Raw genomic sequence first — 25,994 nt, forward strand, 5'->3', positions numbered from 1 at the left:
CGCATTATGCAGCCGGTGTTCAGGCCGCCTGGGCCGTCATCAGGATCCAGCCGTCCTCGGAGTCCGCCACGCTTAGCGACAGCCACGGTGCATAGGCCTGCTGCAGCTCTTCGGCCTGCCGGTCGAGGATGCCTGCCAGTACCAGATAGCCTCCCGCAGCCACATGCGCGCAAAGCAGCGGTGCCAGCACCTTCAGGGGCGTGGCCAGGATGTTTGCCAGAACCACGTCGTAAACCCCTTGCGCTGCTTCGGGCAAGCCTGCCTGCAGCACCACGTGGTTGTTGGCCGCATTGATCTGCGTGGACTCCACTGCGGCGTGGTCGATGTCGACAGCGACGATTTCGCTCGCACCAAACTTGGCGGCACCGATGGCAAGGATGCCCGAACCGCAGCCATAGTCCAGCACACGCTGCCCGGCCAGATCACGGCTGGCAATCCAGCGCAGGCACATGCGGGTGGTGGGGTGTGTTCCCGTACCGAACGCAAGCCCCGGGTCCAGCCGGATGACCTCGCGCGCGGCAGCAGGCGGCTCGTGCCAGCTGGGAACGATCCAGAACGTGGGCGTGATATCGACCGGCGAGAACTGCGACTGTGTCAAACGCACCCAGTCCTGGTCGGCGACCGGGCGCACACCCACGACCTCGCAACCGGCAAAGAAGTCCTGCGGCTGCAACAGCTCAGCCGCCTCTCGCGCCAGCGGCTCCTGCGCGAAAAGCGCCACAACGCGGGAACGCTGCCAGCCCGCCTTGGGTGCGGGCATGCCAGGCTCCCCGAAGAGCGCCCGCTCCGCCGGGGTCTGCGCGTCGGCATCCTCCACAGAGACACTCAAGGCATCCAGGGCCTCAAGCGCGTCACTGACGTCCTCGATGCGGTCCTCCGGTGCCAGCAGCACCAGCTCGAACATGCGCGGCGGCTTCGTGCTGTCAGCGGTCACGTTGTGCCAACCACGATTCAAGGTAATGGATGTTGGTGCCGCCAGTCTCAAAGTTGGCGTCCACCATCAGTTCCCGGTGCAAGGGAACGTTGGTCTTGATGCCTTCGATCACCGTCTCGGCCAGGGCCGTGCGCATGCGGGCCAGGGCCTGCTCGCGGGAATCACCGTGGACAATGATCTTGCCGATCATCGAGTCGTAATTGGGCGGCACCATGTAGTTGGTGTAAGCGTGCGAGTCCACCCGCACGCCAGGCCCGCCCGGTGCATGCCAGGTGGTGATGCGGCCAGGTGAAGGCGTGAACTTGTATGGGTCTTCCGCGTTGACGCGGCATTCGATCGCGTGGCCGCGCAGCTGCACCTGACGCTGGGTGAAAGGCAGCTTCTCGCCAGCCGCCACCGCAATCTGGGTGGCCACGATGTCGATGCCGGTGATCAGCTCGGTGACGGGGTGCTCCACCTGCACGCGGGTGTTCATTTCAATGAAATAGAACTCACCGTTTTCGTACAGGAACTCAAAGGTGCCGGCGCCACGGTAGCCGATCTTCTTGCACGCGGCAGCGCAGCGCTCGCCGATCTTCTCGATCAGGCGGCGGGGAATGCCAGGGGCAGGCGCCTCCTCGATGACCTTCTGGTGGCGGCGCTGCATGGAGCAGTCGCGCTCGTGCAGGTACACGGCGTTGCGGTGCGTGTCGGCCAGCACCTGGATTTCGATGTGCCGCGGGTTCTGGAGAAACTTCTCCATGTACACCTCGGGGTTGCCAAAAGCCGCACCCGCTTCCGCCTTGGTGGTCTGCACCGCATGCAGCAAAGCGGCTTCGGTGTGGACGACGCGCATGCCGCGCCCGCCGCCACCGCCCGCTGCCTTGATGATGACGGGGTAACCGATCGCCTTGGCAGTGCGCTTGATGACCACCGGGTCGTCAGGCAGCGCGCCATCGGAGCCGGGCACACAGGGAACGCCTGCACGGATCATGGCCTGCTTCGCCGAGACCTTGTCACCCATCAGGCGGATGGACTCGGGCGTGGGGCCGATGAAGACAAAACCGCTCTTTTCCACCCGCTCGGCAAAATCGGCGTTCTCGCTCAGGAAACCATAGCCTGGGTGGATGGCTTCAGCGTCAGTCACCTCGGCGGCCGAGATGATGGCCGGCATGTTGAGATAGCTCTGTGCAGACGGCGCCGGCCCGATACAGACAGCCTCGTCGGCGAGCTTCACGTACTTGGCGTCTCGGTCGGCCTCGGAATAGACCATGACCGCCTTGACACCCAGCTCGCGGCAGGCGCGCTGCACGCGCAGGGCGATCTCGCCACGATTGGCGATCAGGATTTTCTTGAACATGAGCTGCTTGTCCCTTATTCGATGACGAAAAGCGGTTGACCGTATTCGACGGCTTGCCCGTTTTCGACCAGAATCTGGGTCACGACGCCGGATTTGTCGGCTTCGATCTCGTTGAGGATCTTCATGGCTTCCACAATGCACACGGCATCTCCTTCCTTGACGGCCTGGCCAAGCTCGACGAAAGGCTTGGAGCCGGGGCTGGATGCCCGGTAGAAGGTGCCAACCATGGGCGACTTGATCACATGGCCCTTGGGGGCTGCCGGTTCGGCCGGTGCAGCGGCCACGGGAGCGGCTGCACCGGCTTGTGCAGCGACAGGCGCGACCACGGTTGCCACAGGCGCAGCCATGGCGACCGGCGCGGGGGCCACCGGGGCGCTTTTGACGATACGGACCTTGCCTTCAGCTTCGGTGATTTCAAGTTCGGACACGTTCGACTCGGACACCAGGTCGATCAGAGTCTTGAGTTTGCGCAGATCCATGTTTTCTCCGGGATGTGCATCTAAAATGCATCGAAATTTCCACAACCCTGTGGAATTGGGACGGAATATACACGAAGAGCCGAGTCAGCGCCGGCCCATTTTTGTGGTAGGGAATAGCCCGAAGCGGCCCATTCGGAAGGTTTGAACACGCATGGTCGATGAAGAAAACACGGTTTCCACCATGGCGCTGCCGGGCCTGGCAAGGGCCTTGGTGAATGCCGGAACCCTGCCTCAAAAGACCGCCGAAGAACTTTACGCTAAAGCCCAGAGCAAGAAAAGCAGCTTCATCGCCGAGCTCACGGGCAGCGGGGCGGTGTCTGCGGCAGACCTGGCCCACACCATGTCCCAGGCGTTTGCCGCCCCCTTGGTGGACCTGCAGGCCGTGGATGTTCAACGCCTGCCAAAAGACCTGCTGGACGCGAAGATCTGCGCGCAATTCCGCATCATCGTGCTGAGCAAGCGCGGCAACCGTCTCACGGTGGCCACGGCCGACCCGTCCGACCACCAGGCGGCGGAAAAGATCAAGTTCGCCACACAGCTGGGTGTGGACTGGGTCATCGCGGAGTACGACAAGCTTTCCAAGCTGGTTGAGACATTAACGGCCACGGCTGGTGAGGCGATCGAACACATAGTGGGGGGCGAGTTCGAATTCGATGAAAACAGCATCGAAATGGCGTCGGCAGAACCCTCCGACAAGGTTGCCCAGGAAGTAGAAGACGCACCAATCGTCAAGTTTTTGCAGAAGATGCTGCTGGATGCCTACACGATGCGCGCATCCGATCTGCACTTCGAACCTTACGAGCACCAGTACCGGGTCCGCTTCCGGATTGACGGGGAGCTGCGCGAGGTGGCGTCACCACCGACCGCCATCAAGGAAAAGCTGGCATCTCGCATCAAAGTCATCTCAAAACTCGACATTTCAGAGAAGCGCGTCCCGCAAGACGGCCGCATGAAGCTGAAGGTAGGCCCCGACAAGGTGATCGATTTCCGGGTCAGCACGCTCCCAACCCTGTTCGGCGAAAAGATCGTGATCCGCATTCTGGACCCCAGCAGCGCAAAGATGGGCATTGATGCGCTGGGTTACGAGCCGGACGAAAAGGAAAAGCTGCTGGAAGCCATTCACCGGCCTTATGGCATGGTGCTGGTGACGGGCCCGACGGGCTCGGGCAAGACCGTGTCGCTTTACACCTGCCTCAACATCCTGAACGAGCCCGGCGTCAACATCTCCACGGCCGAAGACCCGTCCGAAATCAACCTGCCGGGGGTCAACCAGGTCAACGTCAACGAAAAGGCCGGCCTGACTTTTGCCTCCGCGCTCAAGGCCTTCCTGCGCCAGGACCCGGACGTGATCATGGTGGGTGAGATCCGCGACCTGGAAACGGCCGACATCGCCATCAAGGCCGCCCAGACCGGCCACATGGTGCTGTCCACCCTGCACACCAACGACGCGCCATCCACCCTGACACGCATGCTGAACATGGGTATCGCGCCTTTCAACATTGCGTCCAGCGTGAACCTGATTACCGCCCAACGGCTGGCCCGGCGGCTGTGCAAGCAATGCAAGGAGCCCCACGAACTGCCAGAACAGACGCTGCTGGAGGCGGGCTACAAACCCGAGGAGCTGGACGGCAGCTGGAAGCCCTACCGGCCCGTGGGCTGCAGCGCCTGCAACAACGGCTACAAAGGCCGGGTTGGCATCTATCAGGTGATGCCCATCACGGAAGCCATGCAGGAGATCATCTTGCGGGGCGGCAGTGCGATGGAGATTGCCAGCCAGGCACGCAAGGAAGGTGTTCGCACTTTGCGCGAATCGGGACTGCAAAAGGTTAAACTGGGAATCACGTCGCTGGAAGAGGTGTTGGGCTGCACAAACGATTGAAAAGCCTCGAACCGGCCTGACGGGTATCCGCACAACACCCCGGGGGAAACATGGCAACACTGGCCAAGGGCATCAAGGAATTTGTGTTCGAGTGGGAGGGCAAGGACCGCAACGGCAAGACCGTTCGCGGCGAATTGCGTGCGGTAGGCGAAAACCAGGCGCAAGCCACGCTGCGCCGCCAGGGCATCCTGATCCAGAAGATCAAGAAGCGCAAGATGGCTTCGGCCAAACGCATCAGGCCCAAGGACATCGCGCTTTTCACCCGGCAGCTGGCCACGATGATGAAGGCTGGCGTGCCCCTGCTGCAGGCCTTTGACATCGTGGGCCGCGGAAACCCCAACCCCAGCGTGAGCAAGTTGCTCAACGACATCCGCACGGATGTGGAAACCGGCACGTCGTTGAGCGCGGCCTTCCGCAAGCACCCGATGTACTTCAACGCCCTCTACTGCAACCTGGTGGAAGCTGGTGAGGCAGCGGGTATTCTGGAGGATCTGCTCGACCGGTTGGCCACCTACATGGAAAAGACCGAGGGCATCAAGAGCAAAGTGCGCTCCGCGCTCATGTACCCGACGGCCGTGGTGGTGGTGGCCTTCATCGTGGTGGCTGTGATCATGATCTTCGTGATCCCGGCCTTCAAGGAAGTGTTCACGTCGTTCGGCGCAGACTTGCCCGCCCCCACGCTGGCGGTGATTGCGATGAGCGAGTTCTTCGTGGCCTACTGGTGGCTGGTCTTTGGCGGGATTGGCGGCGGGCTGTACTTCTTCATGCAGGCCTGGAAGCGCAATGAGAAAGTGCAGCGCTTCATGGACAAGCTGTTGCTGAAGGTGCCTGTGTTTGGCGTATTGGTGGAAAAGTCCGTGGTGGCGCGCTGGACGCGCACGCTGTCGACCATGTTTGCCGCAGGCGTGCCGCTGGTGGACGCCCTGGACTCGGTGGGCGGCGCCTCCGGCAACACGTTGTATGCCGACGCAACCGCGAAGATCCAGCAGGAAGTCTCCACCGGCACCAGCCTGACCATGGCCATGACCAACGCGCAGATCTTCCCGTCCATGGTGCTGCAGATGTGCGCGATCGGTGAGGAGTCCGGCTCCATTGACCACATGCTGGGCAAGGCCGCCGACTTCTACGAAGCCGAGGTGGACGACATGGTGGCGGGTCTGTCCAGCCTGATGGAGCCGATCATCATCGTCTTCCTCGGCACCATCATTGGCGGCATCGTCGTCTCCATGTACCTGCCGATCTTCAAGCTGGGCCAGGTGGTGGGCTGAAGACCGGTTGCAAGACATGCTTAACGAGTTTCTGAGCGGCCCCGTGGGGCCGGCGCTGGCAGGCTTGCTTGGCCTGCTGGTGGGCAGCTTCCTAAACGTGGTGATACACCGCCTGCCGAAGATGATGGAGCAGCGCTGGGCGCAGGAATGCGCCGAGATGACCGGGAACCCGCCCCCCGGGCAGGCCCCCATCAACCTGATGACGCCGCCCTCGCGCTGCCCGTCCTGCGGCGCAGGTGTGAGGTGGCACCAGAACATTCCGGTGGTGAGCTACCTGTGGCTGCGGGGCCGCTGCGCCAGCTGCCAGGCCCCCATCGGCAAGCGCTACCCTTTGGTGGAACTGCTGACGGGCGGTCTCTTCGCCTGGGTGTTCAGCCAGCATGGCGCCAGCCTGAGCGCGCTGGCCTGGTTCGGCTTCGTCGCATCTATCGTGGCCCTGGCCTTCATCGACTGGGACACCACGCTGCTGCCAGACGACATCACGTTGCCGCTGGTCTGGGCAGGCCTGATCTGCGCGGCCCTGGGCTGGACCCAGGTCTCCCTGCCTTCGGCACTGTGGGGCGCCGTGGGCGGCTACCTGTCGCTGTGGAGCATCTACTGGGGTTTCAAACTGCTCACCGGCAAGGAAGGCATGGGCTACGGCGACTTCAAGCTGTTCGCCGCGCTGGGCGCCTGGTTTGGCTGGCAGGCGCTCATCCCCATGATCCTGATCGCATCGGTGATCGGTTCGGTGATCGGCATTGCCATGAAGTTCTCCAGTGGCCTGCGTGAAGGGGGCTACATCCCCTTTGGCCCTTTCCTGGCCTTCGCCGGACTGGTGGCACTGGTAATCGGCCCGGGCCAGGTGCTGGCATGGCTGGGCCTTTGAACACACCCGCTGGACCGCGTGTGCGCCTGGGGCTGACAGGTGGCATTGGCAGCGGCAAAAGCACGGTTGCCAGGATGCTCGAAACCCTAGGGGCCGTGCTCATTGATGCAGACGCCATCTCGCGCAACTGCACGGCCGCCAACGGCGCCGCCATTCCGCTGGTGCGTCAAATCTTTGGCGACGGCTTCGTCACGACCGATGGCGCCCTGGACAGGGACCGCATGCGCGCCCTCGTCTTCGCACAGCCAGAGGCCCGTGCCAAACTGGAAGCCATCGTGCACCCGCTCGTGCGAGCAGAAATCGACCGGCAGTGCGCCGCCATGGATGGCGGCTGCGCGGTGCTGGACCTGCCCCTGCTGGTGGAGTCGGACGCCTGGCGCCAGCGCGTGGACACCATCTGGGTGGTGGACTGCTCACCCGAAACCCAGATACACAGGGTGATGCAACGCAACGGCTGGCCACGGGAGCAGGTGCTGGCTGTGCTGGCGGCCCAGGCCACGCGTGAACAGCGTCTGGCCGTGGCCGACACAGTCATCGACAACGACAACGCCACACTGGAACAACTGGAAACACGTGTGCGCGCAGCCTTCGAGGATTTGCGCCATCGATTCGGGCTATGATGATCAAGTGATCCTGTACGAGTACCCCTTCAACGAGCGCATCCGCACGTATCTGCGACTTGAGCACCTGTTTCGCCGGCTGGCCGAACTGGTGCCGCGCACGCATCCGCTCGATCACCACTTTGCCTTGCAGACGCTCTTCGAGATCATGGACGTGGGGGCCCGCTCGGACCTCAAATCCGAAATCCTCAAGGACCTGGACAAGCACAAGCAGATCTACAACAGCTACCGCGGAAATCCGGCCATATCCGAAGCGGCGCTGGATCAGTTCATTGGCCAGCTGGACGCCTGCTTCAGTGCGTTGCACGACGACGCGGGCAAGACCGGCCACGCCTTGGCCGATAACGACTGGCTGATGGCCATACGCAGCCGCATATCGATACCCGGGGGAACTTGTGAATTCGATCTGCCGGCCTACCACGATTGGCAACACCGCGAGCCCGAGTTGCGGCAACAGGATCTGGCCCGATGGGCGCAGGAGTTGTCCAGCCTGGCGCAACCGGTGAGTCTGCTGATGCGCCTGCTGCGGGAAAACGGCGCCCCGCAGAAAGTCATGGCGTGCAATGGCCAGATGCAACAGAACCTGCCCCAGGGGCGGACCTTCCAGTTGCTGAGGCTGCGCATAGACCCGGCACACGAGCTGGTGCCAGAGATCAGTGGCAACCGGTTGCTGTTCTCGGTACGCCTGCTGAGCCGGGGCGACGACGGGAAGCTGACGCTGAACGCTGGCCAGGACACGGAACTGGAAGTCACGCTGTGCGCCTGATGCCCTGCGTGGAGACAGCCCGATGAGCACACCAGACAACACCCGCAAACCTGCTTTTGCCGCACGCACGGTGGTGTGCCCCGCCTGTGGCGGCCCCAGCCGTTACGCGCCCGACAACCCCTACCGGCCGTTTTGCTGCGAGCGTTGCAAGAACCTGGACCTGGGCGCCTGGGCCAGCGAGGAATTCCGGGTGCCCACCACGCCACCGGAAGAGCCAGCGCCGCCAGAGGCCAGCTGGAAGCACTGAACCTGCAGCGCCGAATAACGTCGGCGTTTCAGCCCTGCTCTTCGGCCAGCCACTCCAACACCGGCACAGTGCCTGGCAAGACCGGCTCAACCGTCACTGGCAAGGTCTGCCAGGCAAAGGCCTGGCCTTCGTGCATGTGCAATTCACCCTGCCAGTCGAACACCTTGCAAAAGTACAGCCGAACCAACGCATGGGGATAGTCAACGAGTTTTTCGCGCCAGGCATGCACAGCGCCGATGGTGACGCCGATCTCCTCTTGCAGTTCGCGGCGCAAGGCCTCGGCGACGGACTCCCCGGCCTCCAGCTTGCCACCAGGAAATTCCCAATAACCTTCGTACACCTTGCCCGATGGACGGCTTGTCAGCAGGAAGCGGCCCTGAGCGTCGATCAGCACGCCCACGGCCACGTCGGTGACAGCCCGTTCGGCACCGCCCTCGCGCGGACGGTCCCCATCGGCCACAAGGACAGCGGAGGTGCTCACACCTGCCCGCTGGCGCGGTTGCCAGCGTAATCCCGCGCGAACTGGTAGGCCACGCGGCCGCTGCGCGAGCCGCGCTCCAGCGCCCAGACCAGCGCCCGCGGACGGGCAGCATCGAATTCGGCAGCAGGCACGCCATGGTGCGCCAGCCACTGGTTCACCACGCTGAGGTATTCGTCCTGGCTGAACGGGTAGAAGCTGACCCACAGGCCAAACCGCTCGGACAGCGAAATCTTCTCTTCCACCACCTCACCGGGATGCACCTCGCCATCATCAGTATGTGTGTAGGTGAGGTTTTCCTTCATGTACTCGGGCAGCAGATGGCGCCGGTTGCTGGTCGCGTAGATCAGCACGTTGGGCGTGGCGGCAGCCACCGAACCGTCCAGAATGGACTTGAGCGCCTTGTAGCCGGGCTCGCCGTCCTCAAAGCTGAGGTCGTCACAGAAAACGATGAACTTCTCGGGCCGGTCGGCCACCACTTCGACGATGTCGGGCAGGTCGGTCAGGTCGGCCTTGTCCACCTCGATCAGGCGCAGGCCCCGACCCGAATAGGCATTCAGGCAGGCCTTGATGAGCGAGCTTTTGCCCGTGCCCCGCGCACCGGTGAGCAGCACGTTGTTCGCGGGCAGACCCTGAACGAAATGCTCGGTATTGCGCTGGATCTTTTCCTTCTGGTCGTCGATTTCCTGCAGGTCACCCAGCCCGATGACAGCGACATGGCGCACCGGCTCCAGCAGACCGTGGCTGCCGCGCTTGCGGTAGCGAAAAGCCACGGATGCGTTCCAGTCAGGCGCCCCCAGGGGTTGGGGCAACACCGACTCAATGCGCGCGATCAGAGACTCGGCGCGCTGCAGCAGTCGTTCGAAGGCTTCGTTCATGCGGGCTCAGCTGCGGTAATCGGCGTTGATGGTGACGTAGTCGTGGCTGAAGTCGCAGGTCCACACGGTGTCGGCCACGCTGCCACGGTTGAGGCCGACGCGGATGGTGATTTCGCTCTGCTTCATCACACGGGCGCCATCGGCTTCCTGGTAGGCCGGGTGGCGGCCACCCTGAGTGACCACGTGCACGTCGTCCAGGTGAAGTTCGATCTTCGACTGGTCCAGGTCGGTGATGCCGGCATACCCGACCGCAGCCAGGATTCGGCCGAGGTTGGGATCGCTGGCGAAGAACGCCGTCTTGACCAGCGGCGAATGGGCGATGGCGTAGGCCACCTTGAGGCACTCGTCGGTGGTCTGGCCGCCTTCCACGCGCACGGCGATGAACTTGGTGGCACCTTCGCCGTCGCGCACGATGGCGTGCGCCAGGGTGCGCGCGACTTCGGCCATGGCGGCCTGAAGGGCCTGCCCTTCAGCACTGGACAGATCGGTGACCGGCGCGTGCCCTGCCTTCTGCGTGGCCACGACGACGAAAGAGTCGTTGGTGGAGGTGTCGCCATCCACCGTGACGCGGTTGAAGGAGACATCCGCCAGCGCTTTGGCCAGCGCAGGCAGCAGCTCTGGGGCAATGCAGGCGTCGGTCGCCAGGAAACCCAGCATGGTGGCCATGTTGGGGCGGATCATGCCCGCCCCCTTGGCGATGCCGGTGACGGTGACAGTGCGGCCACCGATGCTGACCTGCCTGCTGGCTGCCTTGGCCACGGTGTCGGTAGTCATGATGCCTTCAGCAGCCTTGAGCCAGTTGGCAGGCTGGGCGTCGGCCACGGCTGCGGGCAGACCGGCCACGATGCGCTCGACCGGCAGCGGCTCCATGATCACACCCGTGGAAAACGGCAGCACCTGCTGCGGATGCAGCCCCAGTTGGGCGGCCAGCGCGTCGCAGGTCTGGCGGGCATGGGCCAAGCCGGGGGCGCCGGTACCCGCATTGGCGTTGCCGGTGTTGATGACCATGGCACGGATGGCCGACGACGCGGCCAGGTGCTCGCGGCAAACCTGCACGGGCGCCGCGCAGTAACGGTTCTGCGTGAAGACGCCACCCACGGCGGAACCTTCGTCGAGCAGGAATACCGTGAGGTCCTTGCGGTTGGCCTTGCGCACACCGGCCTCGGTCACACCGATGCGCACGCCCGGCACGGGCAGAAGGCTTGTCGCTGCGGGGGCGGTCCAGTTCACAGCCATGGTGAAACTCCGTTGGGACTGTCAGTAAAAGATGAAATGGCGGCTGGGCTCAGGAGAGCTTGCCGTGGCACTGCTTGTACTTCTTGCCGCTACCGCAAGGGCAAGGGTCGTTGCGGCCTACGCGCGGCACCGCAGCGGCGGCACCGCCCAGCAGGCCACGGTCGGTGGTGGTCTCGGCCTCACCGGTCTCGGTGGGGGCGGTGTAGGTCACGTTGCTCAGTTGTTCGGCCTGGGCTTCCATCTGCTCGGCGGCAGAACTGACCTGCTCGGGCGTCTGCACACGCACGTTCAGCAGGATGCGGGTGACTTCGTTGCGCACCATGTCGAGCAACTGGGCGAAAAGCTGGAAGGCCTCGCGCTTGTACTCCTGCTTGGGCTGCTTCTGTGCGTAACCGCGCAGGTGGATGCCCTGGCGCAGGTAGTCCAGCGCACTCAGGTGGTCGCGCCAGTGGCTGTCGATATTCTGCAGCAGCACCACGCGCTCGAAGTTGGTGAAGTTGTCACGCCCCACCAGTTGCACCTTGGCCTCGTAGGAAGCATTGGCTGCGGCCACCACCTTCTCGACGATGTCGTCGTCGGTCATCTCGCTGGCACCTTCGACTTCCTTCACCAGCGCCAGCTCCAGACCCCAGTCGTCGGCCAGGGCCTTCTCCAGACCGGGCAGGTCCCACTGCTCCTCCACGCTGTCCGCGGGGACGTACTCGCGGACCACGTCGGTCATGCACCCCTCACGCAAGGCGGCGATCTGGGCGGCCATGTCCTGTGCGTCGATGATGTCATTACGCTGCTGGTAGATGACCTTGCGCTGATCGTTGGAGACGTCGTCGTATTCGAGCAGCTGCTTGCGGATGTCGAAGTTGCGCGCCTCGACCTTGCGCTGGGCGCTCTCGATGCTGCGGGTGACGATGCCGGCCTCGATGGCCTCGCCATCGGGCATCTTGAGGCGTTCCATGATGGCGCGCACGCGGTCACCCGCGAAGATGCGCATCAGCTGGTCGTCCAGGCTGAGATAGAAGCGGCTGGAACCCGGGTCGCCCTGGCGGCCGGCACGTCCACGCAGCTGGTTGTCGATGCGGCGGCTCTCGTGGCGCTCGGTGGCGATGATGCGCAGACCACCCAAAGCCTTCACCTTCTCGTGGTCGGCCTGCCACTGGACGCGTGCCGCCTCGATCCCTTTGGCCTTGGCCGCGTCATCCAGTGCAGCATCGGCCTCGATGGCCAGGATCATTTTCTCGAGGTTGCCGCCGAGCACGATGTCGGTGCCTCGGCCTGCCATGTTGGTGGCGATGGTGATGGCCCCGGGACGGCCCGCCTGCACGATGATGTCCGCCTCGCGGGCATGCTGCTTGGCGTTGAGGACTTCGTGGGGCAGCTTTTCCTTCCGGAGCAGTTCGGAGATGATTTCCGAGTTCTCGATGGAGGACGTGCCCACCAGGACGGGCTGGCCGCGCTCGTGGCATTCCTTGATATCGGCAATGGCGGCAATGTACTTTTCACGCGTGGTCTTGTAGACGCGGTCGAGCTCGTCCTTGCGCTGGCTGGGGCGGTTGGGCGGAATCACGACCGTCTCCAGGCCGTAGATTTCCTGGAATTCGTAGGCCTCGGTGTCTGCGGTGCCGGTCATGCCCGCCAGCTTGGCGTACAGGCGGAAGTAGTTCTGGAAGGTGATCGAGGCCAGCGTCTGGTTCTCGGGCTGGATCTGCACACCCTCCTTGGCCTCGACGGCCTGGTGCAGGCCGTCGCTCCAGCGGCGGCCCGCCATGAGGCGGCCCGTGAATTCGTCAACGATGACGATCTCGCCGTTCTGCACCACGTAGTGCTGGTCGCGGTGGTAGAGGTGCTGCGCCTTCAACGCGGTGACCAGCTGGTGCATGAGCACGATGTTGGACGGGTCGTAGAGCGACGCGCCATCGGGCAGCAGACCGGCCTGGCTGAGCAGCGCCTCGGCGTTCTCGTGGCCACGTTCGGTCAGGTGGATCTGGTGGGCTTTTTCGTCCACGGTGAAGTCACCGGGCTTGGTGACGCCTTCGCCCGTGCGCGGGTCTTCCTCGCCCTCCTGGCGCACCAGGCGCGGCACCAGCTGGTTGATGGCCACGTACATCGAGGTGTGGTCCTCGGCCTGGCCGCTGATGATGAGCGGCGTGCGGGCTTCGTCGATGAGGATGGAGTCCACCTCGTCCACGATGGCGAAGTTGAGCCCGCGCTGCACGCGGTCCACGGCCTCGTAGACCATGTTGTCGCGCAGGTAGTCGAAGCCGTATTCGTTGTTGGTGCCGTAGGTGATGTCGGAGGCGTAGGCAGCCTGCTTTTCCTCCCGCGGCATCTGCGGCAGGTTGATGCCCACGCTAAGGCCCAGCCAATTGTAGAGACGCCCCATCCATTGGGCGTCGCGGCTGGCCAGATAGTCGTTGACCGTGACCACGTGCACGCCCTTGCCCGACAGCGCGTTCAGGTACACCGGCAGCGTAGCGGTCAGCGTCTTGCCCTCGCCCGTACGCATTTCGGCGATCTTGCCACTGTGCAGGGCGATGCCGCCAATGAGCTGCACGTCGAAATGGCGCATCTTCATGACGCGCTTGCTGGCCTCGCGCACGGTGGCAAAGGCTTCAGGCAGCAGGGCGTCCAGCGTTTCGCCATTGGCAACGCGCTGCTTGAACTCAGCCGTCTTGGCCTGGAGTTGTTCGTCGGTGAGTTTCTCGAACTGCGCTTCCAGCCCGTTGATGCGCGCCACCGTCTTGCGGTAGGTCTTGAGCAGGCGGTCGTTGCGGCTGCCGAAAATTTTGGTCAGGAATTGGATGGCCATAAGAACAGCACCACCGCGCGCGCGTGCGTCGCGAGATGGCTGGATGCTTCTCTCAGAACTTGCTTGGAAATACGCCAAGCCGTCGTCGGCGCTTTTCACCGTAACCGATCATTTTAGCGGTGCGGGATACCGCCCCCCCTGAACGGTCTTTCAGGCCCGGGCAAGTGCCTCGCGCACGGCGGGCAGCTGGCGCCGTGAAACCTGCAGGCGCTCGTCCACGCCGTCAAGGCGGAGCACCCAGCCGTCACCGTCGTCGGCACAGCCATCGAGCTGCCCGTTGGCTTCACTGGCCCGTTCCAGGGCGCGAAGACTGCGACGCGAGACCAGGGCATTGCGGTGGATGCGCAGCAGGCGGCCCGGATGGGCCTGTTCCAGTTCCTGCAGGGAGCCGTCGTACAGCCACGAGCGCCCGGCGGTACGCACGGTCACGTACTTGAGTTCAGCCTTCAGGTAAATGATGTCGTCCAGCGGCACCCGCTCGGTACGCCCCCGGTCGTGAATGACGAGGAAGGCGTTGGCGGAAGGGTCCTGCGGACGCGCCCGCAGCCAGCGCGCTGCCTTTTCAAGCGCCTGCCGCAAACGCTCGACGCGCACCGGCTTTGTCAGGTAGTCCACGGCCTCCAGCTCGAAGGCCTGCAGGGCATGTTCGGCGTAGGCCGTGACGAACACGACCGCTGGCGCGGGCGTGCGCCTTCGCACCGCCGCTGCCAGCGCCAGCCCGTCCATCCCCGGCATATGGATATCCAGCAGCAGCACATCCACCGTCTCGCGCTCCAGAGCCTCAATGGCCTGTTGCGCCGTGGCTGCCTCGGTCACCGACACCACCCCGCCCTGCCCCGGCTGCGCGCATTCCGCCAGCAAGGCGCGCAGCCGCGAACGCGCAAGCGCCTCGTCGTCCACCACCAAGACCCGCAAAACCATACGCTGCTCCTTTGCAGTCACTCTTGCGCCCCAGGGACCGATAAAATCCCGGTCCGCCTCCATTTTTTCAAATTCTTCAGGCCCTCTCATCTTGCACGGGCCCGCACGCCATGTCCACCAACCAACTCGACACCAAATCCCAGGCCTGGTCCGCGCTCTTCTCGGAGCCCATGAGCGAGTTGGTCAAACGCTACACCGCCAGCGTGTTCTTTGACAAGCGCCTTTGGCAGGCCGACATCGCTGGCAGCCTGGCCCACGCCGACATGCTGGCCGCGCAAGGCATCATCGGCGCGGACGACCTGGCCGCCATCCAGAAGGGCATGGCCCAGATCACCCAGGAGATCGAATCCGGCGCATTCGAGTGGAAGCTCGACCTGGAGGACGTGCACCTGAACATCGAGGCGCGCCTGACGCAGCTGGTGGGCGACGCGGGCAAGCGCCTGCACACCGGCCGCAGCCGCAACGACCAGGTCGCCACCGATGTACGCCTGTGGCTGCGTGGCGAGATTGACTTGGTCAGCGGCCTGCTGAACGACCTGCAGAAGGCACTGGTGGAAGTGGCTGCCAAGAACGTGGACGTGATTCTGCCCGGCTTCACCCACCTGCAGGTGGCCCAGCCGGTGAGTTTTGGCCACCATCTGCTGGCTTACGTGGAAATGTTCGCGCGCGACGCCGAGCGCATGGCGGATGTGCGCCGCCGCACCAACCGCCTGCCCCTGGGCAGTGCCGCGCTGGCCGGCACCACCTACCCTCTGGACCGCGCCCGCGTGGCTCGCACCCTGGGCATGGTCGATGAAGCGGGGAATGCGCAGCTTTGCCAGAACAGCCTGGACGCAGTGAGCGACCGCGATTTCGCCATCGAATTCACCGCTGCCGCCAGCCTGTGCATGATCCACGTGAGCCGCCTGAGCGAGGAGCTGATCGTCTGGATGAGCCAGAACTTCAGCTTCATCCGCATTGCCGACCGCTTCACCACCGGCAGTTCCATCATGCCGCAGAAGAAGAACCCCGACGTGCCGGAACTGGCTCGGGGCAAGACCGGCCGCGTGGTGGGCCACCTGATGGGCCTGATCACCCTGATGAAGGGCCAGCCGCTGGCCTACAACAAGGACAACCAGGAAGACAAGGAGCCTTTGTTCGACACGGTAGACACGCTGAAGGACACGCTGCGCATCTTCACCGAGATGATTGGCGGCCAGCTGAACCCGGCCACGGGCGAAAAGGAAGGCGGCATCACCGTGAACCGCGAGGCGATGGAGCAGGCGGCGCTCAAGGGCTATGCCACAGCCACCGACCTTGCGGACTACCTGGTGAAGAAGGGCGTGCCCTTCCGCGACGCGCACGAAACGGTCGCTCACGCCGTGAAAGCCGCCACCAGCCATGCCTGCGACCTGTCGGAACTGCCGCTGGCGGTGCTGCAGGGTTTCCACCCGCTGATCGAGAAGGACGTGTACGAGTGCCTGAGCCTGCGCGGCTCGCTGAACGCCCGCAACACGCTGGGCGGCACAGCGCCTGCCCAGGTACAGGCGCAGATCGAACGGCACCTGGCACGGCTGGGCTGAGCGCGGCAGGGCAACCTGCCCGCCTCCAGGCAATCAGGCGGCCAGTTCGACGCGGTTGCGACCGTTGCGCTTGGCGCGATACAAGGCGTCATCGGCTCGAGACAGGAAGCTCGACAGGCTGAGCTCCTTGGGGTCGAACTCGGCTACGCCGAAGCTGGCCGTGTAACGCAATTGCTCGCCGTTGACGAGCATTTCGCTGGTGGCCACCGACAGCCGCATGCGCTCGGCGACCTGCACGGCCTCCAGGCCGGAGATGTTTGGCAGCAGCACGACAAATTCCTCGCCGCCCAGACGGCCGACAACATCCACCTCCCGGACCTCTTGTGAAATGGCGCGCGCAAACGCGGCAAGAACCGCGTCGCCCGTCATGTGGCCGTAGGTGTCGTTGACCGTCTTGAAGTGGTCGATATCCACCATGACCATGGCCAGTGGCAGGCGGTAACGCAGAGCACGTTGAATCTCGGTTTCGGCGATTTCGGTGAAAGCGCGGCGGCTGGCCACACCGGTCAGGGGATCGATGCGCGCCGCCAGTTCCGCAGCCTCTTTCTGCTTGCGCAGTTCATCGGTGGCCAGGTTGACCTGCTGGCGCAGATGTTCCTGCGTCATGGCGACCTGGGCCGCCATGGCGTTGATCCCCGAGGCAAGGGTGGCAAGGGCACCAGAGCGTTGCACGTCAGCGCGCGCGCCCAGCTCGCCCTCGCCGATACGTGCCACCACATGACTGATGTTCGCGATGGGGCCTGTGACGCTGGAGGCGATCAGTGTGGATAGCACACCCGCGAGCAGCAGACCCAGGCCTGTAATGGCAACCGCCCAGAGAAGCAGATCGCTCTTTTGCTTCTCGAGCACACCCATGGTCAGCTCGACCACGACGTGACCGACGACGCGGCTGCCCTGACGCATGCCGCGCGGCGCCGCCTCGGCTTCAAAAAGATCGTCCCCCGTCACGGTGACAAGACGCACAGGTGAAACAACGACGAGATGGCCCTCGGTGCTCACAAACTCTTCGGCCCCCAGGGCTGGCAAGCCTGGCGACAGGCTACCCGCAAGCACCTGGAGTCCGCCATCTGCTGAAAAGATGCCCACGCCGCGCATCTGCGCGTCGCCAGCCAGTGCAGCATCCGCCAGACGTTGCAAGCCCTCCTGGTTGCCCGCAAAGAGGGCGAACTCCGCCGCTCCCCCCAGTTGGGCAGCGGAGGCGCGCGCCCGGTCACGCAGGGCGCCTGTGAGCTCGGTGTTGTAACGGTCCAGAAAACCTGTCAGCAGCATGGCCACCGCCAGAATGGCCGGAAGCGCCGCAGCCACCCACAGACGTGCGCGGATGCCGAACAGGGGTTGGGCGCGGGTCATTGCCCCCCCTCCTGGCGGCGCAGCGCGGCTTCGATGGCGTCCGCGTCGGGTAGGATCAGCCCCAGCGAACGAGCTACCTGATCGTTGACGACAACCTCGAACGTTTCGGCCAGCTGAACCACCGGCATCGGGCGGCCAGACAGCATCCGCCGCAACACGCCAACGGTCTGCTGGGCGGCCTGGGCAGGCGTGGTGTGAACGGCCAGCGTTGCACCCGCGCGGACGTGCGCGGCCGAATACGACACCATGGGAATGCGCTGCCGATACGCGGCAATCAGCATGTTCTGTAGAGACATGGCATTGACAACCTGCGCATCGGGCAGGGCAAGCAGCACGTCTGATGCCTGCAACACGGAACTCAAGGCCGGGAAGACCGCGTCGGAGGACGGCCCCGCGGGCACCGACGCATCGACCAGCTGAAAGCCACGGCTTGCCAGCGCCTCGGCCAGCGCGGGGCGCAAAGACGAGGAGGAAGGACCGAAAACCACACCCACGCGCTTGCGCTCAGGCATGCTGCGGCGCAGAAGCTCGGCGTAGCGGGTAAGCGGCTGGTCGAGCAGCACGGCCGTCGAGCGCATCTGCGGTGGTGGCACAACGCTTTCGTAACTGCTGCGTGGCAACAAAGTAGCCACAATAGGCAGTGCCGCAACAGACGGCTCACGGCTCGCGCGCTCGACAATGCCCCTGTAGGCGCCGCTGCCCATAGTGACGACCACGGCTGGCGCGGGCCCTTGACCAAACTGAAGATCGCGCCAGAGAGCGATTTTCACATCCAGGTTCTGCCCCCCGCTGCCTGCACGCAAAGCATCACGCAGCGCGGCAGCGGCATCTTCATGGATCCCCCCCCGCTCGGCCAGAGCCACCCAGACGACAGATGACGCGCCAAACACCGCCGCAGGGCCGAGCACCAGCCCGGCCCCGAGGGCCATGAAGGTGACGCGGCGTAGCGGGTTCAGATCAGAACTCCAGGCGCAAGGTGGCGAAAGCCCGCCGTTGGAACAAACGCGAGGGCACGAACGCCTGCTGGTCGCCGTTCAACGCCTGCAGGGTGAGCGCAGCCTCGGCGCGGCTGCTACCCAGGTTGAACTGACGCGAAACGCGCAAATCCACCCGGGTTGCGGGGTCCATATGGTTGAAGCCGGACGTGCGCCAGCTCATGGCGTCGCGGGAATGGATAGACAAAGCCATGTCCCACTGGCTGCCCAGCCGCTGGAACCAGGTCAATGAACTCAGGCGTTTGGGCGGGAACGGACTGACCCGCGCCGTTCCCCACTCGAAATCCAGCAAGGACTCGCTCCACCAGACAGACGCACCGTCCCAGGGTACCCACTGCAACTGGTACTCCATACCCCGAACCTGGAAACCCTGCGGTGAATTGGCACTGGTCACCCCGCCAAGCTCAATGTAGTCGGTCATACGCTCACGGAACAGTCGCAAGTCACCGGTCAACCGCAAGTCGCGCCAATGGCCGTGATACCCCCACTCCACGACATTCAGCTTCTCGGGTTTCAACGACCCGGCGGCAACGTAATCGGACGGCGTGACCAAGAGGGCGCCCGTCACCGAATAGAACCGCCTGTTACCCTGGTTCTCGAACAGCGTTGGCTGGCGCAGGGCTTTTGAGGCACTGAAGCGAAGGGTGTGGTCATCAGTGAGGTGGTAGTTGAGCGCCACCCTGGGTGAAGCGTAGCCACCCGTGTCGCTGTTTTTCCCGGAAAACAGCCCGGCATTCAACGTCCAGGCAGAAGAAGGGCGCCATTCCAGATTGCCAAACACACGCATGTCGGAGGTATCGACCGTGTCATTGGTGCCGAACAAGGGCCTTGACCGGGCACTATCGCGCTTGTAGCCGACGCCCAGCACCCATCGCAAGCTGTCGCTGGCCACGTGCTCGTGCTGGTATTCAACGTTCCAGCGTTGCTCGACGGCTCCGGCATCAACTATCGCACCATAGTAAATAGCTGGTGCATTAGGGTCCAGAAAGGGATAGACATCCTCAGTGCGGTCCCTGTCCCAGGACACGTTCAGCTTCGACGAGTCGCGTTCGGAGAATTCGCGCTCCAGCTTTGCCTTGACGAAACTGTTGTTCCAGTGGATCTCGCGTATGGGGTTGCCGTAACTGCGAGGAAAACCCTCTCCAGCCGTCAGGGACGTATGGCCCGCATCCAGCGTCAACGACGAGGAGGCGTCCAGCCGCCGGTCGCTCCGGAACAACACGTTGTTCAAGCGGCGGCTGTCATTGATCGAGCCATAACCGCTGTCCTGGCGCTGCCCCACCGAAATACGGTAGCTGGCATCGGGTGTGCCCCAACCCCACCGCGCATACGCATCACCAAGATCCCGGTTGCCTTTGTTGACGGCGACTTCGCCCCCCATCGTGTCAACCGAGTGGCGCGTGATGACGTTGATGACGCCAAACAGGGCATTGGCCCCATAGGCGGCAGAATTCGACCCGCGCAAGACTTCGATGCGTTCAACGTCTTCCAGCCGAATGGACGAGACGCCGCGCATGGTCCCACCCAGGTAGGTGGAGGAGTAGATGGAGCGCCCGTCAACCAGTACCAGGTTGCGCGTGCCGTACTCATCGATGGGTGCATGGTAGGCACCAATCTGGTGTGCGCCGTTGTAGCCCGACACCAGATAACCCGGCACCAGCCGGAGCACATCGGCCAGATCCCTCGCACCCAGGCGCCGAATCGTCTGGCGGTCGATGATGGTGACGGCGCCGGGTGTATCGCTGATCGGCTGCGTCAGGCGGCTGACGGTAAGCACCACGGGCAGGCTGGCGAAATAGTCGTCTTCGGTCAGCGCATCCTCGGCCAGTGCATGGGCCGTGGACAGCAGACCGGAAACGACCGCAAGCCCGACCCGCTGCCAAGGGGCGGCGACAGGAAAGCGACGCGAGCGGTTCAAGGACATGGATACCCGTATGACATTTGCTTACAAGCTATCTTACATGGCGCCCGTGAACGCAAAAACGCCGACACGAAGGTCGGCGTCTCAGAATTGACACAGGCGCAGAGCGCCCCCTGTCAACGGAAGCGAGGCTGGGGCTTGGTAGCGAGTTCGCCTTCCACCGTGGCCAGGTAGTTGGCCATCTGCTTGAGCTCAGCCAAGGTGAACTGCTTGGCAATGCCCGCCATGATGGGATTGGCACGGCCGACATAGGGATTGTTCTCGACGGTGTAAGACTTCAGCGCCACATAGAGGAAGTCGGCGTGTTGGCCAGCAATCTTCGGGTAGCTGGGATCGATGGGCTTGCTGAAGTTGGCCCCGTGGCAGGAGATGCAGGCACCTTTTTCAAGCAGCGCAGCCACGGCAGCGGGTGCGGCCTTGGGTGCCTCGGGAGCGGTGACGCCGGGGTTGTGGCCGCTGTAGAACGCCGCCAGATCGGCAATGTCCTGCTCGGTCAGGGAGGCGGCGATGCCACGCATGGTGGGATGCTTGCGGTCGCCCTTCTGGTAGGCGGTGAGTGCCGCTGCAATGTACTTGTCCGACTGGCCGGAAATCTTGGGCACCTTGTGGATTTCCGGGAAGCTGTTCTGGTAACCCGGGATGCCGTGGCAGCCAATGCACATGGCAGCCTTGGTTTCGCCGACCTTCGCGTCACCCTGGGCATGGGCCGTGAAAGTCAGGGCGACGGTCGCGCTTGCGACAACGGTTTTCAACAAGGTGGACAACGGTTTGTTCATTTTGCAAGCACAATCAGAAGGACGTTTGACAAAAATCAACGCGCGATTATATAGACTCGATACCAGCCAATTCCCCCTTGAAAACCCTTGGCCCTACGCCAGCCCATCACTTGGCAAGACACCCATGAAATTCACCGGCTCCCAGAACTACGTTGCCACCCAGGATCTGATGCTCGCCGTCAACGCGGCCATCCAGCTCAAGCGCCCTCTGCTCGTCAAGGGCGAGCCGGGCACGGGCAAGACGATGCTGGCCGAAGAGGTATCGCAGGCGCTGGGCATGCCTCTGCTGCAGTGGCACATCAAGTCCACCACCAAGGCACAGCAAGGGCTGTACGAATACGACGCGGTCTCGCGCCTGCGTGACTCCCAGCTGGGTGACGACCGCGTCAAGGACATCCAGAACTACATCGTCAAGGGTGTGCTGTGGCAGGCCTTCACGGCCGATGAGCCCGTGGCGCTGCTGATTGACGAGATTGACAAGGCCGACATCGAATTCCCGAACGATCTGCTGCGCGAACTCGACCGCATGGAGTTCTACTGCTACGAGACGCACGAGCTGGTCCGCGCAAAGCACCGGCCGCTGGTGTTCATCACCTCGAACAACGAGAAGGAGCTGCCCGACGCCTTCCTGCGCCGCTGCTTTTTCCACTACATCAAGTTCCCCGAGGCGGACACGATGAAGCAGATCGTGGACGTGCACTTCCCCGGCTTGAAGGACGAGCTGTTGAAGGCTGCCATGAAGACCTTCTTCGACATCCGCAACCTGCCAGGGCTGAAGAAAAAGCCCAGCACCAGCGAGCTGCTGGACTGGCTGAAGCTGTTGATGGCCGAAGACATTCCGCTGGAAGCCCTGCAGAGCCAGGACAACAAGGTGAGCGTGCCACCGCTGGTGGGCGCGCTGCTGAAGAACGAGCAGGACATCACGCTGTTTGAGAAACTGGTGTTCATGAACCAGAGGAACCGTTGACGTTGACCCGCTGAAAGAACATTCATGGCTTTTGTGGAACCCGTCACCCTCCGCGCCCATGGTGTCACGCTGCTGCCGCTGTCGCTGGAACACGAAAGCGGCCTGAAGGCCGCTGCGGCGGACGGGAAGCTGTGGGAACTGCGCGTCACCTCGGTGCCCGAGCCCGAGAACACGCGCAGATACATTGAAGACGCCCTGGCCATGCGCGAAGCAGGCAACCGTTTTGCCTTTGCGGTAACGAACAGCGCGACCGGCCAGGTGCTGGGCTGCACCAGCTACCACGACATCGTCCCTGCCGTGCGGCGCGTCGAAATCGGCTACACCTGGTATGCCAAGAGCCACCAGCGCACGCACGTGAACACCGTGTGCAAGCTCCTGCTGATGGGCCACGCCTTTGACGCGCTGGGCTGCCACGTGGTGGGCTGGCGCACCGACAACTACAACTTCGCGTCGCAACGCGCCATCGAGCGCCTGGGCGCCAAAAAGGACGGTGTGATACGCGGCCATGCCCTGCGCCGCGATGGCACCATCCGCGACACGGTCATGTACAGCATGCGCAGCGGCGAATGGCCCGAGGCGAAGGCCCAGCTGCTGTACCTGCTGAGGCAGCGGGACATCACCGGCTGAGATGCGGAGGCAGACATGCTGATCGACTTCTTCTACACGCTGCGCGCCGCGAAGCTGCCGGTGTCGGTCAAGGAATACCTGACGCTGCTGGAGGCGCTGAAGGCCGACGTGGTGGGCCCACGCAACCCGGACGCCTGTACGCTGGACGACTTCTACTACCTGAGCCGCACGGCGCTGGTGAAGGACGAGAAACACTACGACAAGTTCGACCGTGCCTTTGCCGCCTACTTCAAGGGCGTGGAGATGCTGGCGGACTTCAACAAGGACATTCCCGCCGACTGGCTGCGCAAGGAGCTTGAGCGGCTGCTCTCTGACGAGCAGAAGGCCAACGCGCCCAAGATGGATTGGGACGAGCTGATGGAGACGCTGAAAAAGCGTCTGGAGGAGCAGAAAGAGCGCCACGAGGGCGGCAGCAAGTGGATAGGCACAGGCGGCACTTCACCCTTCGGCCACGGTGGCCACAACCCGCAAGGCATACGCATAGGCGGCAAGGGTGGAAACAAGAGCGCCGTGAAGGTGTGGGACCAGCGCGCCTACCGCGACTACGACGACACCCAGGAGCTGGGCACGCGCAACATCAAGATGGCGCTGCGCCGCCTGCGCAAGTTCGCCCGCGAGGGCAACGAGCTGGAGCTGGACCTGCCCGACACCATCCGCGCCACGGCTGCCAACGCGGGCTGGCTGGACATCAAGATGGTGCCCGAGCGGCACAACAACGTGAAGGTGCTGCTGCTGATGGACGTGGGCGGCACCATGGACGAGCACATCCAGCGTGTGGAGGAACTCTTCAGCGCGGCCAAGAACGAATTCAAGCACCTGGAGTTCTATTACTTCCACAACTGCGTGTACGACTTCATGTGGAAAAACAACCGCCGCCGCTATGCCGAGAAGTTCCCGACCTGGGACATCATCCGCAAGTACAACAAGGACTACAAGCTCATCTTCGTGGGTGACGCCACCATGAGCCCCTACGAGATCCTGCAGCCTGGCGGCAGCGTGGAATACAACAACGAGGAAGCGGGCGCCGAGTGGCTGCAGCGGCTCACGCATGCCTTCCCCAAGTTTGCGTGGATCAACCCCGAGCCGCAGGGCGTTTGGCAGTACCGCCAGAGCATCGCGATCGTCCAGCAGCTCATGGGCCAGCGCATGTACCCGCTCACACTCAAGGGGCTGGAGGAGGCCATGCGGACCCTATCGAAGTGAAACGCTGGTACCCTGCCCTGATATGCGCCTTGCTGGTGTTGTTCAACACTGGCTGGTGGCGTGCGGCGCAGGCCCAGACGCCCTTTGAACCCGCCAGCCCGCCATTCACGCTGGAGGTGCAGGCACCACCGCCCCTGGATGGTTTTTTGCGCCGGCACGCCGAGCTGCAACGGTTCCAGGCGCTCACCGACCTCACACCGTCGGAGCTGGAACAGCTGCTGGCGGCCGCCCCCGAAAACATTCGCCGCCTGCTGGGCACGCAAGGGTACTTCGCCCCGCGCGTGCAGGTGCAGCTGCAACCCGCAGTCCAGGACGGTACACCACCCGTGGTACGGATCACCGTGGAACCCGGTGCGCGCACGCGGGTGGCCAACGTCACCATCGGCCTGCAGGGCGAAGTGCGCGACAACCCCGCCAGCGCCATTCAGCGCTCAGCCGTGGTTGAAGACTGGACCCTGCCGGTTGGGGAGTTTTTCACGCAGGCCGCGTGGGACAGCGCCAAGAACCAGGCACAACGCGATCTGGCCGCCCGGGTGTACCCGCGCGCGCGCATCACCTCCAGCCTGGCAGACATCGACCCCGAGCGGCACGAGGCCCACCTGAGCGTCAACCTGGATTCGGGCCCGGCCTATGCGTTCGGCGACGTCAACGTGGAAGGCGCACAGCGCTACGACCCGGAAATCGCACGCCGCCTGACCCGGCTGGCAGGCGTGCGCCACGGCGCCCCCTACGATGAAGCCGTGCTGCAGACAGCCCAACAGCGCCTGGTGGACAGCGGGTACTACGCCTCCGCCTTTGTGCTGGTGGACGAAACCGACACCCCGCAGGAGGCACCCGTGCAGGTGCGCGTGCGGGAAGCCCCTTTGCAAAAGCTGGTGCTGGGCGTGGGCGCCAGCACCGACAATGGACCGCGCCTGAGCCTGGAACACACCCACCTGCGCGTGCCCGGCCTGCGATGGCGTGCCGACAGCAACATCAGGCTGGAACGTGATGCCAGCACACTGGCCACGCAGTTGCAAAGCCCGGTTGACAAGCAAGGCTGGCACTGGGTCACTGGTGTGCAGTTGCAACGGGTGCAGGACGACCCGAGCGTGACGCACAGCCAGCAGTGGCGCGCCGGTCAGACACAGCACGGCACTGAACTGGACCGCAGCTTCTTCCTGCAATACGACCGCTCGCGCACCACCGACCCGGCGCTGCCCGAATCGGATGCCAAGTCGTCCATCAGCGCCAACTACGCGTGGACACGGCGGCGCTTTGACGACATCACCTTCCCCCGCAGGGGGCACGGCCTGGCGGTGGAGATGGGCGCTGGCGTGACGCTCTCGCAGGAACGCCTGCCTTACCTGCGTGCCAAGGCACGCTGGCTGGGCTACTGGCCCGTAGCCACGGAAAGCACACGCCCCAGCCGCATTGCGCTGCGCCTGGAAGGCGGCGCCGTGTGGGCACGCACCGACGCCCCTGTGCCCGCCACGCAGCGCTTTCTGGCCGGCGGCGACCAGAGTGTGCGCGGCTACGGCCCCCGCGAGATCGGCATTCCTTTGTCCAGCGGCGGCGTGGACCCTGGCCGCCTGCTCACCGTGGCCAGCCTGGAGTGGCAACGCCCCATCTGGATCGACGGCAAGCGCAGCCCCTGGGAAGCGGCGCTCTTCATTGACGCCGGTGCCGTGGGAGACACCGCGAAAGACCTGGACCCCAAGGTCGGCATCGGTGCGGGTGTGCGTTACCGCAGCCCGGTGGGGCCGCTCCAGCTTGACCTTGCCTATGGCCTGGACAAGAAGCGGCTGAGGCTGCACCTGAGTGTGGGATTTGCGTTTTGAGCGATACACAGACGCCTCCGTCCCCCACCCCACCCCAGCGAGGCGCGGGGTGGCACA

Annotated in this window: 23 protein-coding genes; 11 read left to right on the forward strand and 12 right to left on the reverse strand. The window is 63.9% G+C overall.

Translation table 11 applies throughout. The features are described from left to right. Positions 1 to 19 precede the first annotated feature (19 nt). Genes prmA through accB form a run of 3 tightly spaced genes read right to left on the reverse strand, consistent with a single transcriptional unit; the run spans position 20 to position 2,752 of the window. The gene (prmA, locus tag ACYVHH_RS16825; RefSeq protein WP_460566446.1) at positions 20 to 904 is read right to left on the reverse strand and encodes a 50S ribosomal protein L11 methyltransferase; all 885 of its coding nucleotides are present in this window, start codon (positions 902 to 904) and stop codon (positions 20 to 22) included. Between the two features lie 19 nt (positions 905 to 923). Next, complete coding sequence (gene accC / locus ACYVHH_RS16830) at positions 924 to 2,273, reverse strand: acetyl-CoA carboxylase biotin carboxylase subunit (protein WP_460566333.1); 1,350 nt, start codon at positions 2,271 to 2,273, stop codon at positions 924 to 926. Between the two features lie 14 nt (positions 2,274 to 2,287). Next, positions 2,288 to 2,752, reverse strand: coding sequence for an acetyl-CoA carboxylase biotin carboxyl carrier protein (accB, locus tag ACYVHH_RS16835; protein ID WP_460566335.1), 465 nt, complete (start codon positions 2,750 to 2,752; stop codon positions 2,288 to 2,290). A 151-nt stretch (positions 2,753 to 2,903) separates the two neighbouring features. Here accB and pilB point away from each other — a divergent pair, with 151 nt between their 5' ends. From pilB to ACYVHH_RS16865, 6 genes are read left to right on the forward strand one after another with little or no spacing between them, the layout of a single operon-like run. After that, positions 2,904 to 4,631 (forward strand): type IV-A pilus assembly ATPase PilB, encoded by a 1,728-nt coding sequence (gene pilB / locus ACYVHH_RS16840; RefSeq protein ID WP_460566337.1) that lies wholly within the window; start codon positions 2,904 to 2,906, stop codon positions 4,629 to 4,631. Between the two features lie 50 nt (positions 4,632 to 4,681). Next, positions 4,682 to 5,899, forward strand: coding sequence for a type II secretion system F family protein (locus tag ACYVHH_RS16845; RefSeq protein ID WP_460566339.1), 1,218 nt, complete (start codon positions 4,682 to 4,684; stop codon positions 5,897 to 5,899). Positions 5,900 to 5,915: 16 nt separating this feature from the next. Further along, positions 5,916 to 6,767: a prepilin peptidase gene (locus tag ACYVHH_RS16850; protein ID WP_460566341.1), complete on the forward strand. Its 852-nt coding sequence runs from the start codon at positions 5,916 to 5,918 to the stop codon at positions 6,765 to 6,767. Beyond that, positions 6,752 to 7,387 carry a dephospho-CoA kinase gene (gene coaE, locus ACYVHH_RS16855; protein WP_460566343.1) on the forward strand — a complete coding sequence of 212 codons (636 nt, stop codon included), beginning with the start codon at positions 6,752 to 6,754 and terminating at the stop codon, positions 7,385 to 7,387. The genes ACYVHH_RS16850 and coaE overlap by 16 nt, the downstream gene beginning before the upstream one ends. A gap of 7 nt (positions 7,388 to 7,394) precedes the next feature. Next, positions 7,395 to 8,153 (forward strand): cell division protein ZapD, encoded by a 759-nt coding sequence (zapD, locus tag ACYVHH_RS16860; protein WP_460566345.1) that lies wholly within the window; start codon positions 7,395 to 7,397, stop codon positions 8,151 to 8,153. A gap of 22 nt (positions 8,154 to 8,175) precedes the next feature. After that, positions 8,176 to 8,400, forward strand: coding sequence for a DNA gyrase inhibitor YacG (locus ACYVHH_RS16865; RefSeq protein WP_460566347.1), 225 nt, complete (start codon positions 8,176 to 8,178; stop codon positions 8,398 to 8,400). A 28-nt stretch (positions 8,401 to 8,428) separates the two neighbouring features. Here ACYVHH_RS16865 and ACYVHH_RS16870 read toward each other — a convergent pair whose 3' ends face one another. The 5 genes from ACYVHH_RS16870 to ACYVHH_RS16890 all read right to left on the reverse strand — a co-directional run bounded on the left by ACYVHH_RS16870 (position 8,429) and on the right by ACYVHH_RS16890 (position 14,716). Continuing rightward, positions 8,429 to 8,881: an NUDIX domain-containing protein gene (locus tag ACYVHH_RS16870; RefSeq protein ID WP_460566349.1), complete on the reverse strand. Its 453-nt coding sequence runs from the start codon at positions 8,879 to 8,881 to the stop codon at positions 8,429 to 8,431. Next, positions 8,878 to 9,756, reverse strand: a complete 879-nt coding sequence (locus ACYVHH_RS16875; protein WP_460566351.1) for an ATP-binding protein — start codon at positions 9,754 to 9,756, stop codon at positions 8,878 to 8,880. Before ACYVHH_RS16875 ends, ACYVHH_RS16870 begins: the two co-directional genes overlap by 4 nt. Positions 9,757 to 9,762: 6 nt before the next feature. After that, entirely contained in the window at positions 9,763 to 10,992 is a 1,230-nt protein-coding gene (argJ, locus tag ACYVHH_RS16880; RefSeq protein WP_460566353.1) for a bifunctional glutamate N-acetyltransferase/amino-acid acetyltransferase ArgJ, read from the reverse strand. 49 nt (positions 10,993 to 11,041) lie between these two features. Next, positions 11,042 to 13,795 carry a preprotein translocase subunit SecA gene (secA, locus tag ACYVHH_RS16885; RefSeq protein ID WP_460566355.1) on the reverse strand — a complete coding sequence of 918 codons (2,754 nt, stop codon included), beginning with the start codon at positions 13,793 to 13,795 and terminating at the stop codon, positions 11,042 to 11,044. Between the two features lie 150 nt (positions 13,796 to 13,945). Further along, the gene (locus ACYVHH_RS16890) at positions 13,946 to 14,716 is read right to left on the reverse strand and encodes a LytR/AlgR family response regulator transcription factor (protein WP_460566357.1); all 771 of its coding nucleotides are present in this window, start codon (positions 14,714 to 14,716) and stop codon (positions 13,946 to 13,948) included. A 110-nt stretch (positions 14,717 to 14,826) separates the two neighbouring features. Here ACYVHH_RS16890 and argH point away from each other — a divergent pair, with 110 nt between their 5' ends. Further along, on the forward strand, positions 14,827 to 16,278 hold the full coding sequence (argH, locus tag ACYVHH_RS16895) for an argininosuccinate lyase (RefSeq protein ID WP_460566359.1): 1,452 nt from the start codon (positions 14,827 to 14,829) through the stop codon (positions 16,276 to 16,278). 33 nt (positions 16,279 to 16,311) lie between these two features. Here argH and ACYVHH_RS16900 read toward each other — a convergent pair whose 3' ends face one another. From ACYVHH_RS16900 to ACYVHH_RS16915, 4 genes are all read right to left on the reverse strand, one after another. After that, the gene (locus ACYVHH_RS16900) at positions 16,312 to 17,628 is read right to left on the reverse strand and encodes a GGDEF domain-containing protein (protein ID WP_460566361.1); all 1,317 of its coding nucleotides are present in this window, start codon (positions 17,626 to 17,628) and stop codon (positions 16,312 to 16,314) included. Beyond that, entirely contained in the window at positions 17,625 to 18,557 is a 933-nt protein-coding gene (locus tag ACYVHH_RS16905) for an ABC transporter substrate-binding protein (RefSeq protein WP_460566363.1), read from the reverse strand. The genes ACYVHH_RS16900 and ACYVHH_RS16905 overlap by 4 nt, the downstream gene beginning before the upstream one ends. Before the next feature lie 28 nt (positions 18,558 to 18,585). Next, complete coding sequence (locus tag ACYVHH_RS16910; protein WP_460566365.1) at positions 18,586 to 20,547, reverse strand: TonB-dependent receptor plug domain-containing protein; 1,962 nt, start codon at positions 20,545 to 20,547, stop codon at positions 18,586 to 18,588. A gap of 113 nt (positions 20,548 to 20,660) precedes the next feature. Then, positions 20,661 to 21,320, reverse strand: coding sequence for a c-type cytochrome (locus ACYVHH_RS16915; protein WP_460566367.1), 660 nt, complete (start codon positions 21,318 to 21,320; stop codon positions 20,661 to 20,663). Positions 21,321 to 21,444: 124 nt separating this feature from the next. On the opposite strand from ACYVHH_RS16915, the gene ACYVHH_RS16920 reads away from it, so the two are divergent. The 4 genes from ACYVHH_RS16920 to ACYVHH_RS16935 are packed head-to-tail and all read left to right on the forward strand — an operon-like array spanning position 21,445 to position 25,937. Continuing rightward, positions 21,445 to 22,287: an AAA family ATPase gene (locus ACYVHH_RS16920; RefSeq protein WP_460566369.1), complete on the forward strand. Its 843-nt coding sequence runs from the start codon at positions 21,445 to 21,447 to the stop codon at positions 22,285 to 22,287. A gap of 24 nt (positions 22,288 to 22,311) precedes the next feature. Further along, entirely contained in the window at positions 22,312 to 22,914 is a 603-nt protein-coding gene (locus ACYVHH_RS16925) for a GNAT family N-acetyltransferase (RefSeq protein ID WP_460566371.1), read from the forward strand. Between the two features lie 15 nt (positions 22,915 to 22,929). Then, complete coding sequence (locus tag ACYVHH_RS16930; protein WP_460566373.1) at positions 22,930 to 24,117, forward strand: vWA domain-containing protein; 1,188 nt, start codon at positions 22,930 to 22,932, stop codon at positions 24,115 to 24,117. After that, positions 24,114 to 25,937, forward strand: coding sequence for an autotransporter assembly complex protein TamA (locus ACYVHH_RS16935; protein WP_460566375.1), 1,824 nt, complete (start codon positions 24,114 to 24,116; stop codon positions 25,935 to 25,937). Before ACYVHH_RS16930 ends, ACYVHH_RS16935 begins: the two co-directional genes overlap by 4 nt. The last annotated feature ends 57 nt before the right edge of the window (positions 25,938 to 25,994 follow it).

It is taken from the genome of Hydrogenophaga aquatica, from assembly GCF_054780915.1.